14 protein-coding genes are annotated in these 12,803 nt (G+C 71.6%); 9 read left to right on the forward strand and 5 right to left on the reverse strand.

Features of this window, described 5'->3' with window-relative positions; genetic code table 11:
• The 4 genes from VHA72_RS06490 to VHA72_RS06505 form a co-directional block, all read left to right on the forward strand.
• On the forward strand, positions 1–401 hold a 401-nt coding region (locus tag VHA72_RS06490; protein WP_524538575.1), incomplete at its 5' end, for a cupin domain-containing protein.
• 1 nt (position 402) lies between these two features.
• Entirely contained in the window at positions 403–1,221 is an 819-nt protein-coding gene (locus VHA72_RS06495; RefSeq protein ID WP_325573631.1) for a fumarylacetoacetate hydrolase family protein, read from the forward strand.
• The gene (locus VHA72_RS06500; protein WP_325573632.1) at positions 1,218–1,850 is read left to right on the forward strand and encodes a maleylpyruvate isomerase family mycothiol-dependent enzyme; all 633 of its coding nucleotides are present in this window, start codon (positions 1,218–1,220) and stop codon (positions 1,848–1,850) included. The genes VHA72_RS06495 and VHA72_RS06500 overlap by 4 nt, the downstream gene beginning before the upstream one ends.
• 12 nt (positions 1,851–1,862) lie before the next feature.
• Positions 1,863–3,113: an FAD-dependent oxidoreductase gene (locus VHA72_RS06505; protein ID WP_325573633.1), complete on the forward strand. Its 1,251-nt coding sequence runs from the start codon at positions 1,863–1,865 to the stop codon at positions 3,111–3,113.
• 76 nt (positions 3,114–3,189) lie between these two features.
• Here the strand turns inward: VHA72_RS06505 and VHA72_RS06510 are convergent, their stop codons facing one another.
• Entirely contained in the window at positions 3,190–4,071 is an 882-nt protein-coding gene (locus tag VHA72_RS06510) for a PfkB family carbohydrate kinase (protein ID WP_325573634.1), read from the reverse strand.
• Between the two features lie 112 nt (positions 4,072–4,183).
• Between VHA72_RS06510 and VHA72_RS06515 the strand changes: the two genes are divergently transcribed.
• The 5 genes from VHA72_RS06515 (at position 4,184) to VHA72_RS06535 (ending at position 9,805) form a co-directional block, all read left to right on the forward strand.
• Positions 4,184–4,945 (forward strand): DeoR/GlpR family DNA-binding transcription regulator, encoded by a 762-nt coding sequence (locus VHA72_RS06515; protein ID WP_325573635.1) that lies wholly within the window; start codon positions 4,184–4,186, stop codon positions 4,943–4,945.
• A 161-nt stretch (positions 4,946–5,106) separates the two neighbouring features.
• Entirely contained in the window at positions 5,107–6,471 is a 1,365-nt protein-coding gene (locus tag VHA72_RS06520) for an ABC transporter substrate-binding protein (protein WP_325573636.1), read from the forward strand.
• Positions 6,472–6,540: 69 nt separating this feature from the next.
• On the forward strand, positions 6,541–7,449 hold the full coding sequence (locus VHA72_RS06525; protein ID WP_325573637.1) for a carbohydrate ABC transporter permease: 909 nt from the start codon (positions 6,541–6,543) through the stop codon (positions 7,447–7,449).
• Positions 7,449–8,333 carry a carbohydrate ABC transporter permease gene (locus VHA72_RS06530; protein ID WP_325573638.1) on the forward strand — a complete coding sequence of 295 codons (885 nt, stop codon included), beginning with the start codon at positions 7,449–7,451 and terminating at the stop codon, positions 8,331–8,333. Before VHA72_RS06525 ends, VHA72_RS06530 begins: the two co-directional genes overlap by 1 nt.
• Positions 8,330–9,805 (forward strand): mannitol dehydrogenase family protein, encoded by a 1,476-nt coding sequence (locus VHA72_RS06535; protein ID WP_325573639.1) that lies wholly within the window; start codon positions 8,330–8,332, stop codon positions 9,803–9,805. Before VHA72_RS06530 ends, VHA72_RS06535 begins: the two co-directional genes overlap by 4 nt.
• On the opposite strand, the gene VHA72_RS06540 is transcribed toward VHA72_RS06535, so the two are convergent.
• From VHA72_RS06540 to VHA72_RS06555, 4 genes are all read right to left on the reverse strand, one after another.
• The gene (locus tag VHA72_RS06540) at positions 9,802–10,548 is read right to left on the reverse strand and encodes an SDR family NAD(P)-dependent oxidoreductase (RefSeq protein WP_325573640.1); all 747 of its coding nucleotides are present in this window, start codon (positions 10,546–10,548) and stop codon (positions 9,802–9,804) included. The two genes, VHA72_RS06535 and VHA72_RS06540, sit on opposite strands and share 4 nt — an antisense overlap.
• Positions 10,549–10,557: 9 nt before the next feature.
• On the reverse strand, positions 10,558–11,736 hold the full coding sequence (locus tag VHA72_RS06545; protein WP_325573641.1) for an acyl-CoA dehydrogenase family protein: 1,179 nt from the start codon (positions 11,734–11,736) through the stop codon (positions 10,558–10,560).
• The gene (locus tag VHA72_RS06550) at positions 11,733–12,197 is read right to left on the reverse strand and encodes a MaoC family dehydratase (RefSeq protein ID WP_325573642.1); all 465 of its coding nucleotides are present in this window, start codon (positions 12,195–12,197) and stop codon (positions 11,733–11,735) included. The genes VHA72_RS06545 and VHA72_RS06550 overlap by 4 nt, the downstream gene beginning before the upstream one ends.
• A partial coding sequence (locus VHA72_RS06555; protein WP_325573643.1) for an aldolase/citrate lyase family protein occupies positions 12,194–12,803 on the reverse strand: 610 nt, incomplete at its 5' end. The genes VHA72_RS06555 and VHA72_RS06550, both read right to left, overlap by 4 nt.

Below are 12,803 nucleotides of genomic sequence, written 5' to 3' on the forward strand. Positions count from 1 at the left end.
TCACCGACCAGCTGGCCCTGGAGAAGGAGGGGTACGCCGGCACCGTCGAGCCCGGTCATGCCGCGGTCCGCTTCGCCAACCCGCACGACGGGTCGGACGTGCTGCCCACCATCCGGGCCGAGTTCCACCGCATCGCCCGCGGCGCCGAGACCGCACCGGTGCGCGAGACCGGCTCCAGCGTCTACCAGGTCTTCGACGGCTCCGGGACCGTCACGGTGGGCGACACCACCTGGTCGGTGACCCGTGGTGACCTGTTCGTGGTGCCCTCGTGGCAGCCGTTCTCCGCGCGTTCCGAGGCCGGTCCCTCCGACTCCGACTCCGGCGCGCTCGACCTGTTCCGCTTCTGTGACGCGCCCGTCTTCGAGGCGCTCCAGCTCAACCGATTCCAGAAGGACGCCTGACATGAAGCTCGCCACCATCCGTACGGCAGACGGCACCCGCGCGGTCAGGCTGGACGGTGACGGCCTCGTCGACCTCGGGTACGCCGATGTCGGCGCCTACCTGGCCGCCGGCTCGCCCGAGGCACCGGCCGACGCGGCCACCTACCCGGTCGACGCCGCCGACTTCGCGCCGGTGGTCCCGAACCCGTCGAAGGTCATCTGCGTCGGCCAGAACTACCGCAACCACATCGAGGAGATGGGCCGCGGCATCCCGTCGTACCCGACGCTCTTCCCGAAGTTCGCCGACACCCTCATCGGGGCCCACGACGACATCGTCCGCCCCGACGAGACCGACGCGTTCGACTGGGAGGTCGAGCTCGTCGTGGTGATCGGCAAGCAGATCCGCCGCGCCGGCGAGGAGGAGGCCGCCGACGCGATCGCCGGCTTCACCGTGATGAACGACATCTCGGTGCGCGACTGGCAGTTCCGCACCGCCGAGTGGACCCAGGGCAAGATCTGGGACTCCACCACCCCGGTCGGCCCCTACGTCGTCACCCCCGACGAGGTCGGCGGCGTCCGCCCGGCGCTGCACGTCACCACCACCGTCGACGGCCGGGTCATGCAGGACGACACCACCGGCGACCTGCTGTTCGACCCGATCGACCTGGTCCGGTACATCTCCACCGTCGTCACGCTGCGCCCCGGCGACCTCATCGCCACGGGTACGCCCGGCGGCGTCGGCCACGCTCGTGACCCGAAGGTCTACCTGCTCGGCGGCGAGACCGTCGTGACCGCGATCGACGGCCTCGGCGCGTGCGTCAACCGGGTCGTGAGGCCATGAGGACGCCCGCGGACGACCGGCGCTGGATGGATCACGGCACCGCGCTGTTCCTGGACACCGTGGCCGCCCTGGACGAGGCCGGCCTGGAGGCCGACTCCGGTCTGCCGGGCTGGACCCGCAAGCACGTCGTCGCGCACGTGGCCGCCAACGCCGACGCGGTCGGCCACCTGGTGCAGTGGGCCGCGACCGGGGTCGAGCGGCCGATGTACGGCTCTCCCGAGGAGCGCACGGCCGGGATCGAGCAGGGCGCCGCGCTGCCGGCGCCCGCGCTCCTCGCCTGGCTGCGCCGCTCCACCGAGGCGCTCGCCGAGGCGATGGACCAGCTCACCGACGCGCAGTGGGCGAGTGAGGTGCGCACCGCACAGGGCCGCACCGTGCCCGCCACCGAGACGCCCTGGATGCGCGCCCGCGAGGTGTGCGTGCACGCGGTCGACCTCGACGCCGGTCTCACCTTCGCCGACCTGCCCGACGACTTCAACCGCGCGCTGCGCGAGGACATCCGGGCCAAGCGCGGCCTGGCCGAGCTGCCCGCCACGGTCGCGGACGCGCCGCCGGCCGAGGTCACCGCGTGGCTGGCCGGCCGGCCCCACACCCTCGCCGACGCCCCCGCGCTCGGCCCCTGGCTGTAGAGGAGAGAGAACATGAGCAACCCAGACGTCATCGTCGTCGGCGGTGGCATCGGCGGGCTGGCAGCGGCGTACTCGCTCTCCCGGCGGGGTCTACGGGTCCGGGTGCTGGAGCAGGCGGCCGACTTCGGCGAGGTCGGCGCCGGCATCCAGCTGGCGCCCAACTGCACCCGCATCCTCGATGACTTCGGTCTGCTCGAGGAGGCGACCAGTCTGGGCGTGGTCCCGGACGCGATGGTGATGCGGGACGCGGTCGACGGCAGCGAGCTCACCCGGCTCGACCTGCGGGACCTCGGCCGGCGCTACGGCTTCCCCTACTTGGTGATCCACCGCAGCGACCTGCACGGGATGTTCCTGCGGGCGTGTCGGCGCGCCGGCGTCGACCTGGTCACCTCGCAACGCGCGGTGGACTACGCCAACACCCCGGCCGGGGCGAGCGTGGCCTTCGCCGACGGCCACGTCGAGGAGGCCCCGGTCGTCATCGCCGCCGACGGGCTGCACTCCGCGGCGCGGTCGCTGATCGTGCAGGACGAGCCGGTCTCCTCGGCGTACGTCGCCTATCGCGGCACCGTGCCGACGACCGAGGACCGGGCCGCGGACGTCGACCTCTCCGAGGTGGTCGTGTACGTCGGCCCCGGCTGCCACTTCGTGCACTACGGCCTGCGCGGCGGCGAGCTGCTCAACCAGGTCGCGGTCTTCCGCTCGCCCAAGGCGCTCGCCGGCGAGGAGGACTGGGGCACCCCCGACGAGCTCGACGCCGCCTTCGCCGGGTCCTGCGACTTCGTGCAGGACGGGCTGCCCCACATGTGGCGGGACAAGTGGTGGCGGATGTTCGACCGCGATCCGATCATGACCTGGGTGCACGGCCGGATCGCGCTGCTCGGCGACTCGGCGCACCCGCCGCTGCAGTACATCGCCCAGGGCGCCATCATGGCGATCGAGGACGGCTGGGTGCTCGGCGAGCACGTCGCCCGCTCGCGCGATGCGTCGGGTGCGGTGGACTGGGCGGCCGCGCTGGCGGCGTACGAGGCGGTCCGGCCGGAGCACTGTCGCCGGGTGGTGCTCACCTCGCGCGCCTGGGGCGAGCTGTGGCACCTCGACGGCGTCGCCCGGGAGCAGCGCAACGCCCTGCTGCGAGCCCGTCACACCGACGACTACTCCTTCGTCGACTGGCTCTACGGCCCGACCGCGCTCTTCCCCGCCGACGAACCGCCCATGTTCGAGCCGATCCCGCTGGCCTCGGCCGAGGTTCCGGCCCCGGCCTGACGACTCCGGCCTGACGACTCCGCTCGAAGAACAGCTGACTTGGTGCGGCGACACGCTGGCGTGTCACCCGCCCAAGTCAGCTGTTGTGCGTCGGCATCAGCTCGGCGGCGTACGGCGGGTCCGCGCCGGGCCGCGAGACGGTGACGGCCGCCGCCCGGACGGCGTGGGTGAGGGCGGCGGCGATCCGCTCCCGCGAGATGGTCGCCAGGTCGTCGTCCCACAGCGCGTCCAGGAGGGCGGCGCCGAACGTGTCGCCGGCGCCGATGGTGTCGGCGACGACGACCGGCTGCGCGCCAACGGCCACCTTCTCCGACCCGAACCAGGTCGCTCCGGCGGCACCCTGGGTGACCACGACGGCGACCGGGCCGAGCGCACCCAGCCGGGCGGCCGCCTCGGACAGGGGCAGGCCGGGATAGAGCACCTCGAGGTCCTCGTCGCTGGCCTTCACCAGCCGCGCAAGCCGCGCCGTCCGCTCCACCGCGGCGGTCAGCTCCGGCCCGGCGCCGGTGACGGCCGGGCGGACGTTCACGTCGTAGGTCACCGTCGCCCGCGTCGAGGCGAGCAGCTCTCGCACCCGCGACGCCCCCGGCTCCAGCACCGGACCCCACGAGCAGACGTGCACGAACCGGGTGTCCGCCGCCGGCGGCGGGTCGCCCAGGGTCCACGCCACGTCGAAGCGGTACGACGCCGCCCCGCTCGGCGCGATCGTCGCGGTGGCGCTCGGCGTGCGGGGCAGCACCCGCGGGTCGGCCGCGGGCGCGACGCCGGCCGCGGCCAGGTGCCGGCCCAGGGCGGCGCCGTACTCGTCGTCGCCGTAGGCGGTCCAGAGGCGGACCTCCCGCCCGAGCCGGGCCAGGGCAACGGCGGCGTTGGCCGCACTGCCCCCTGGGTAGGCGACAGTGCTCCCCCGACGTTCCACGAGGTCGACCAGGGCCTCGCCGACGACCAGCGCATCCACGGCCCCATGTGTAGCACCGGACGGGCCGTCGTGAACGGGCCCCGAGGGCGAGCGGGCGTGGACCGGGCGCCCGCTCCCGCCACTTCGGGCGCGAATCGGGCATGATGAGCGGATGGACGTCGACGACCGCCGCGAAGCCATCCTCGCGCGGGCCCGCACCGAGGGCCGGGTCAGCGTCACCGCCCTCGCGCCGGAGCTCGGGGTCGCGGTCGAGACCCTGCGGCGCGACCTGAAGGTCTTGGCCGACCGGGGCGTCGTGCAGCGCGTCTACGGCGGCGCGGTGGCGGTGGAGAGCGCCGGCTTCGAGACCGACCTGGACTTCCGGGCAGCCGCCGACGTGACCGAGAAGCACCGGGTGGCCTTCGCGGCGGCGCAACGGCGGCACGGCGCGGAGACCGTCTACATCGACGAGGGGACGACACCGCAGTTCATCGCCGAGGAGCTGATCGCCACCGGCCCGATGACGGTGGTGACTCCCTCGCTCCCGGTGGCGTCCCGGCTGGCCCCGGAGGCGGAGATCACCGTGATCCTGCTCGGGGGCCGCGTTCGCGGGCGCACCCAGGGCACCGTCGACCACTGGGCGGTCCGCATGCTCGGCGAGCTCGTCATCGACCTGGCCTACATCGGCGCCAACGGCATCTCCCGCGACCACGGCGTCACCACCCAGGACCCGGCGGTGGCCGCCGTGAAGCGCACCGCCATCGAGCGCTCCCGCCGGCGGATCCTGTTCGGCGCGCACACCAAGTTCGGCGCCAGCAGCCTGTGCCGTTTCGCCGAGGTCCGCGACTTCGAGTCGGTGATCACCGGCGTCGAGCTGTCCGCCTCCGACGCGCACCGCTATGCCGCCCTCGGGGCGCCGGTGATCCGCGTCTGATCCTCCGGCGGCGGAAACCGGGCACGAACCGGGCATCCCCGGCGGCACAACCGGGCTAGGTGTGCGACGGCGTTCTGCTCCAAGGTGTGAGTGTGACGGACCTCACCCCTGGCGGGGACCGTCGTCCATGGTCTGCAGGTGTGTGCAAGGGAGACAGGCAAGTGCGTAGAACAGTCAAGACCGCCGCAGCAGTGGCGGCGCTCGCGTTGGCCGGCGGCGCTCTGACGGCCTGTGGCGCCGGCGGCAGCAGCGCCAACAGCGGCTCCGGCCACAGCATCACGGTGCTGATGGTCAACAACCCGCCGATGCTGGAGCTGCAGAAGTTGACCGCGGCCAACTTCACCAAGGAGACCGGCATCAAGGTCCACTTCGTGGTCAAGGTCGAGCAGGACATGCGCGACACCGCGAGCACCGAGTTCGCCAACCAGTCCGGCCAGTACGACGTGGCCACGCTGTCGAACTTCGAGATCCCCTACTACGCCAAGGCCGGCTGGATCTCGGACATGGAGAGCATCGCCAAGGACCCCTCCTTCGACCAGTCGGACATCCTCCCGTCGATGACCGACGCGCTCTCCTACGACGGCAAGGTGTACGGCGAGCCGTTCTACGGCGAGTCGTCGTTCCTGATGTACCGCAAGGACGTCTTCCAGCGGCTCGGCATCACCGTGCCGGCCAACCCGACCTGGGAGCAGGTCGCCCAGTGGGCCGCGAAGGTCGACCAGTCGCAACAGGGCATGAAGGGCATCTGCCTGCGCGGTCTGGCCGGCTGGGGCGACAACCTCGCGCCGCTGACCACGGTGGTCAACACCATGGGCGGCACCTGGTTCGACGACAACTGGAACGCCCAGGTCAACACCGACGGCTTCAAGACGGCCGCGAACTTCTACGTCAACCTGGTCCGCCAGCACGGCGAGCCGGGAGCCGCGACGTTCAGCTTCCCGCAGTGCCTGAACGCGATGCAGCAGGGCAAGGTCGCGATGTGGTACGACTCCACCGCCGGCGCGGGCTCGCTCGAGGCCGCCGACTCACCGGTCAAGGGCAAGGTCGGCTACGTCGCCGCGCCGCACGACAAGACCCAGCAGGCCGGCTGGCTCTACACCTGGGCGTGGGCGGTGGAGAAGGCCTCGAAGCACCAGTCCGACGCGATGAAGTTCGTCGAGTGGGCCTCGAGCAAGCAGTACGAGCAGCTGGTCGCCAAGGACACCTCCAGCTCGACCGGCGGGCCGACCAACATCCCGGCCGGCAAGCGGGCCTCGACGTACTCCGACCCGACCTATCTGCAGGTCGCGGCCGCGTTCGCCAAGCCGACCCTCGACGCGATCGAGAACGCGCCCTCGAGCAACCCGGGCGTGCAGAAGCGGCCCTACAGCGGCATCCAGTTCGTCGGGATCCCGTCGTTCACCGACTTCGGCACGGCCTGCGCGAAGCTCATCAGCAGTGCCATCGCCGGCTCGCAGAGCACCGACTCCGCGCTCGACAGCTGCCAGAAGCTCGCCCAGGCGGCGGGCGACAAGGAGAAGCAGTAGCCGACGGCGATCGGAGGTGAGCAGATGACCGTGTCAGTGGCCGAACAGCCGAGCGTCAGGACCGCCAGGATGGGGCCGCCCGCCGCCACCTACCGCAAGTGGGGACGCGAATCGTGGGTGCGGCGGGCCCCCCTGCTGCCGGCGCTGGTGTTCCTGATCGTGGTCACCCAGGTGCCGTTCGTGGCCACCCTGGTGATGTCGTTCATGAACTGGAGCGCCCAGCCGGACGCACCGGGCAAGTCCTTCGCCGGGCTGGCGAACTTCAAGACCGTCTTCTCGACGCCGTCGTACCGCCAGGCGGTGCTGACCTCGGTGGAGATGACCGTGACGATCGTGCTGGTCAGCGCCGCCCTGGCACTCGGGATCGCGCTGCTGCTGGACCGCAAGTTCCTCGGTCGCGGCGTGGTGCGCACGATGATGATCGCGCCGTTCCTCATCGTGCCGATCGCGGCGGCAGTCTTCTGGGGCAACGGCATCCTGCAGACCGGCTTCGGCCTGGTGGACGGCCTGCTCGGTGAACTGGGCGTTCACCACGCCGAGAACATCTCGTTCCTCACCACCCACCCCAAGCTGTCGATCGAGATCGAGCTGATCTGGCAGTGGACGCCGTTCATGATGCTGATCCTGCTGGCGGGGCTGCAGTCGCGTGACCCGGAGGTGATGGAGGCCGCCGCGATCGACGGCGCCGGCGCCTGGCAGACCTTCGTGCACATGACGCTGCCGCACGTGCGCCGCTACCTCGAGCTGAGCATCGTGCTCGGCACCATCTTCATCATCCAGAACTTCGACTCGGTGCTGGGCATGACCGGTGGCCTCAACTCCACCAACATCCCCTACGCCGTCTACGAGGTCTTCTACTCCGCCAAGGACTACGGCGTCGCCTCGGCGCTGGGTGTGGTGGTCGTGATCGGCTCGATCCTGGTCGCCACCTTCGCGCTGCGCGTCGTGTCCTCGCTGCTCTCCGAGGAGGAGGACTGATGACCGCGCTCGCTCCCACTGCCCCCGGCCGGCTCGACGTCGCGGCCACCCGGTCGCGCACCCGGCGCCGGCTGGTCGGCGGCGGTCTGGCCCTACTGGCCTGGCTGATCGGGATCGTCTTCGTGGTGCCGATCCTCTACATGGTGCTGACGTCGCTACACTCGCCGGCACACGCGCAGACCTACCCGCCGAGCTGGACCGCGCCGCTGACGCTGTCGAACTACCAGGACCTCTTCGGCGCCACCAACAGCATCCGCGCGCCGCTGATCAACTCGGTCACCACCAGCGTGGTCTCCACGCTGCTGGTGCTCGCGCTGGCGATCCCGGCGGCGTACGCCCTCTCCGTCAAGCCGGTACGGCGCTGGACCGACGCGATGTTCTTCTTCCTCTCCACCAAGATGCTGCCGATGGTGGCCGGGATCCTGCCGATCTACCTGTTCACCACCAAGGTCATCCACATGCCGGACAACGTCCTGGTGCTGATCGTGCTCTACACGTCGATGAACCTGCCGATCGCGGTGTGGATGATGCGCTCCTTCCTCGCGGAGGTGCCGACGGCGATCATCGAGGCGGCCTCGATCGACGGCGCCGGGACGCTACGGATCCTGACCCGGATCATCGCGCCGATCAGCATGCCCGGCGTCGCGGCGACGTCGCTGATCTGCTTCATCTTCGCCTGGAACGAGCAGCTCTACGCCAAGGTGCTGACCAGCGTGACGGCGCAGACCGCGCCGGTCTTCGTCAACACCCTGATCCAGACCGAGCACTCCTATCTCGCCCAGCTCTCGGCCGGCGCGACGATGGTGTCGATCCCGGTGCTGATCGCCGGCTTCGCCGCCCAGGACAAGCTGGTGCAGGGCCTCTCGCTCGGAGCCGTGAAGTGACCCGACTGGGAGCCGCCCGGCTGGCCGACCTCGCCGACCGGGTGCCGGTGCCGACCTACGACCGCGCGCGCGTCGTACCGGGCATCGTGCACATCGGGGTGGGCGGCTTCCACCGCGCGCACCAGGCCAGGTACGTCGACGACCTGATGAACCGCGGGCTCGCCCTCGACTGGGGCATCGTCGGGGTCGGGCTGCTGCCGCAGGACGTCCGGATGCGCGAGGTACTGCAGGCCCAGGACGGGCTCTACACCCTGGTGGAGAAGGAGCCCGACGGCGAGCTGCGACCGCGGGTGGTCGGCTCGATCGTGGACTACCTCTTCGCCCCCGACGACCCCGAGGCGGTGCTGCGGCGGATGACGGACCCGGCCATCCGGATCGTCTCGCTGACCGTCACCGAGGGCGGTTACCACGTCAACCAGACCACCGGGGAGTTCGACCCGAGCGACCCCGACGTGCAGGCCGATCTCGTGCCGGGCGCGACGCCGCGCACCGCGTTCGGGTACGTCGTGGAGGCGCTGTCCCGGCGCCGGGCCGCCGGCGTCGCGCCGTTCACGGTGATGTCGTGCGACAACATCCAGGGCAACGGGCACGTGGCCGGTGCGATGATCGGCGCCTTCGCCGCGCTGCGCGACCCGGAGCTGGCGGCGTGGGTCGCGGCCGAGGTGGCCTTCCCCAACTCGATGGTGGACCGGATCACCCCGGTGACCACCGACGACGACCGCGATCTGCTGGCGATGCGCTTCGGCGTCGACGACGGCTGGCCGGTGGTCTGTGAGCCGTTCAGTCAGTGGGTGCTCCAGGAGCACTTCCCGCTGGGCCGGCCGCCGCTGGAGGCGGCGGGCGTCCAGGTCGTCGATGACGTCGAGCCGTACGAGCTGATGAAGCTGCGACTGCTCAACGTCGGCCACCAGGCGATCGGCTACCTGGGCTACCTGGCCGGCTACCGCTACGCGCACGAGGTCTGCCAGGACCAGCTCTTCGTCGACTTCGTCCTCGGCTACATGGAGCACGAGGGCACGCCGACGCTGGCGCCGGTGCCCGGCGTGGACCTGGCGTCGTACCGCCGCGAGCTGGTCGAACGCTTCGCCAACCCCCACATCCGCGACACGCTCGCCCGGCTGTGCGCGGAGAGCTCGGACCGGATCCCCAAGTGGCTGGTCCCGGTGGTGCGCCACCAGCTCGACCACGACGGGGAGGTACGCCGCGCCGCCCTCGTGGTGGCCGCCTGGGCCCGCTACGCCGAGGGCGTCGACGAGCAGGGTGGCCGGATCGAGGTGGTGGACCGGCGTCGCGACGAGGTGATGGCCCGGGCGGCCCAGCAGCGCGACGACCCGCTCGCCTTCCTCCGCGACCCCGACCTGTTCGGCGACCTGGTCGACGACCCCCGCTTCACCGAGCCGTACGCCGCCGCCCTGGCCTCGCTGCACCAGGTCGGCGCGCGCCGCACGCTCGAGGTGTGGGACCGGCGCTAGTCGAAGAGCTCGTAGAACCGGGTCGCCCCGCCGTCGATGAGCAGGTCGGCGCCGTTGATGTTGCGGGCGTCGTCGGTGATCAGGAAGACGGCCAGGGCGCCGATCTCCTCCGGGTCGATGATCTGCCCGGTCGGCACCTTCGCGGCGACCTGGCGGCGGACCTCGTCGATGACCATCGGCGTGTCCACCACGCCGGGGCAGATCGCGTTGACCGTCACGCCGGTGCCCCGGAAGTCCTTCACCAGCGACCGGCCCAGGTTCGACAGGCCCGCCTTCGAGGCGGCGTAGCTCGGGTAGGGATAGCCGGTGACGCCGGCGATCGAGGAGACGTTGATGATCCGGCCCCAGCCGCGCTCGACCATCGCAGGGCCGAACTCCTGGATCACCCGGAACGGCCCGACCAGGTTGATCTGGATCGCGCGGTCGAAGGACTCGTCGTCGTGGTCGACCAGATACCGGCGGTCGAGCACCCCGGCGGCATTGAGGACGACGTCGACCTCGTGGCCGGCCGCCCGGACGGCGTCGCCGAGCCGATGCACCGACTCGGCGCTGGCGACGTCGACCCGGAAGTCGGCCGCCGCTCCGCCGTCGGCGATGATCGTCTCCGCTGCCCGCCGGGCGCCGTCGGCGTCGAAGTCGGCGCACAGCACGGTGTGGCCGGCCCGGGCGAGCCGGGCGTTGACCCCACGGGCCATCCCACCGGCGGCGCCGGTGACGAGCACGGTTCGGGGCGTGGTGTTCATGGTGTGTCCTCAGTACGAGCGCGGGAGCCCGAGATGGTGCTCCCCGATGAAGTTCCGGATCATCTCGTCGGTCAGCGGCGCGAAGGTGTACAGCCGCGCGTCCCGGAAGAACCGCTGCATGTCCGCCTCGCGGCTGAGTCCGAAGCCGCCCAGGACCCGCATGCCGGCGTCGGTCACGTCGGTGCTGGCGGTGGAGGCGGCAACCTTGGCCATCGCGGTCAGCACGCTGGCCGACGGCGTACCGTCCTCGGTGGCGCGCGCCGCCCGCTGGACCAGCCCGCGCGCGGCCTCGATCGCCACGGCGCCATCGGCGAGCCGGTGCTGGAGCACCTGGAAGGCGCCGATCGGCCGACCGAACGCCTGCCGCTCCCGCGCATAGGTGACCGCGGCCGTGTGCGCGCCCCGGGCGATGCCCAGCGCCACCGCGGCGGCGTTGAGGCGCTCGCCGTTGAGCGTGCCGATGACCTGGCGGAAGCCCCGACCCTCCTCGCCCAGTACGGCGGAGGCCGGCACTACCACGTCGTCGAACACGACCTCGCAGGTGGAGAGCGAGTGGATGCCGATCGTGTCGAGCACCGAGACCTCGAGGCCGGTGGCGTCGCGCGGCACCAGGAACATGGTGATGCCGTCGATCGCCGCCCGCTCGATCTCCGCGGTCCGGGCGAGCACGACCATCCACCGGCAGTCGCTGGCGCCGCTGATCCAGGTCTTGGTGCCCTTCAGCCGCCACGAGCCGTCGTCCTGCCGGGTGGCGCGCACCCGCATCTGCCGGGCGACGTCGGTGCCGCCGTCGGGCTCGGAGAGCGCGAACGCGACCCGGCCCTCGCCGGCGAACAGCGGCGCCAGCACGGCCTCGCGCTGCTCCGGCGTGCCGTGGGCGCACAGCAGCGCGAGGCCCATGTACTGGACCACCAGGCTGACCGCGATCGAGGTGGCGGTGGCGCCGAGCTCCTCGAGCACGACCGTCTCGCTGACCGCCCGCGCCGGCGTGCCGTCGAGATCGGCCTCGAGCTGGACCAGGCCCGCCTGCGCGAGCGCCCGGTACAGCTCGTCGTCGAACGCCTCGCGCTCGTCGTACTCCCGGATCCTGGCCGGCGTCGCGATGTCGGTGACGATCTCGCGCACCAGGGCCCGAAGCTCGGCGGCGTCCTCGGCCTCGTCGATCGGCAGCCCAGGGAAGGCGCTCACGCGGCCGCCTCGGGATCCTTGACCTTCATCATGGCGGTGCGCTGGACCCGGCAGACGAGCTCGCCCCGCTGGTTGAACGCCCGGTGCTCGATGCCGACGATGCCGCAGTCGGGCCGCGACTTGGACAGCCGCTTGTCCAGCGCCTCGGTCTCCACCCGCAGCGTGTCGCCGATGAAGACGGGCTTGGGGAAGTCGACGCTGCGGAAGCCGAGATTGCCCAGCGTGGTGCCCAGCGTGGTCTCCTGCACCGGGATGCCGGTGACCAGGCCGAGTGTGAAGATGCTGTTGACGATCCGCTGGCCGTACGGCGAGGCCGCCGCGAACTCGGTGTCCAGGTGCAGCGGCTGCACGTTCATCGTCAGCGTGGTGAAGAGCAGGTTGTCCGCCTCGGTGACCGTCCGGGTGACATCGTGCTCGATGACCTCGCCGACCACGAACTCCTCGTAGTACATGCCGCTCATGGGTGTTCCTCTCCTGTGTCCTGCGCGCCGCGGCCCGCGGTGGCCGCCCGCACCAGCTGGCGCGCGTAGTTCGCGTGCGCGATGTCGATGTGCTCGCCCTCGAACCTGACGGCCGCATCGCCCTCGGCGACCGCGGCGTCGAACGCCGCAACGAGCCGGGTGTAGTAGTCGAGCTGGTCGGCGGTCAGGCCGTATTCCTCGTTGACCACCGCCGCGTGCGAGGGATGGATGATCACCTGGCCGGTGAAGCCCAGCCCCGCGTTGTCCCGGGCGAAGGTCCGCAGCCCGGCCAGGTCGTTCACCTCCTGCCACAGGCCCAGCACGATCAGGCGCAGGCCCGCGCTGCGGGCCGCGGTGACGGTCTTGCTGCGCAGGTAGAGCGTCTCGGCGCCGGCCGGGGTCCAGCGGAACCCGACGTCCCGCGAGATGTCGGCGCCCTTCGCGGCGGCGCCCATCACGCCGACGACGCGCGGCGCCCGGACGAGCTCGCCGACGTTCTCGACCGAGGCGGCCGTCTCCAGGGAGACCACCACCGGCACCGTCGCCGGAGGTACGCCGTTGCGGTGCTCGGCCGCGGTGAGGACGCCGTCGAAGCGGAGCAGGTCG

Source organism: Nocardioides sp. (assembly GCF_035547795.1).
Lineage (GTDB): Bacteria > Actinomycetota > Actinomycetes > Propionibacteriales > Nocardioidaceae > Nocardioides.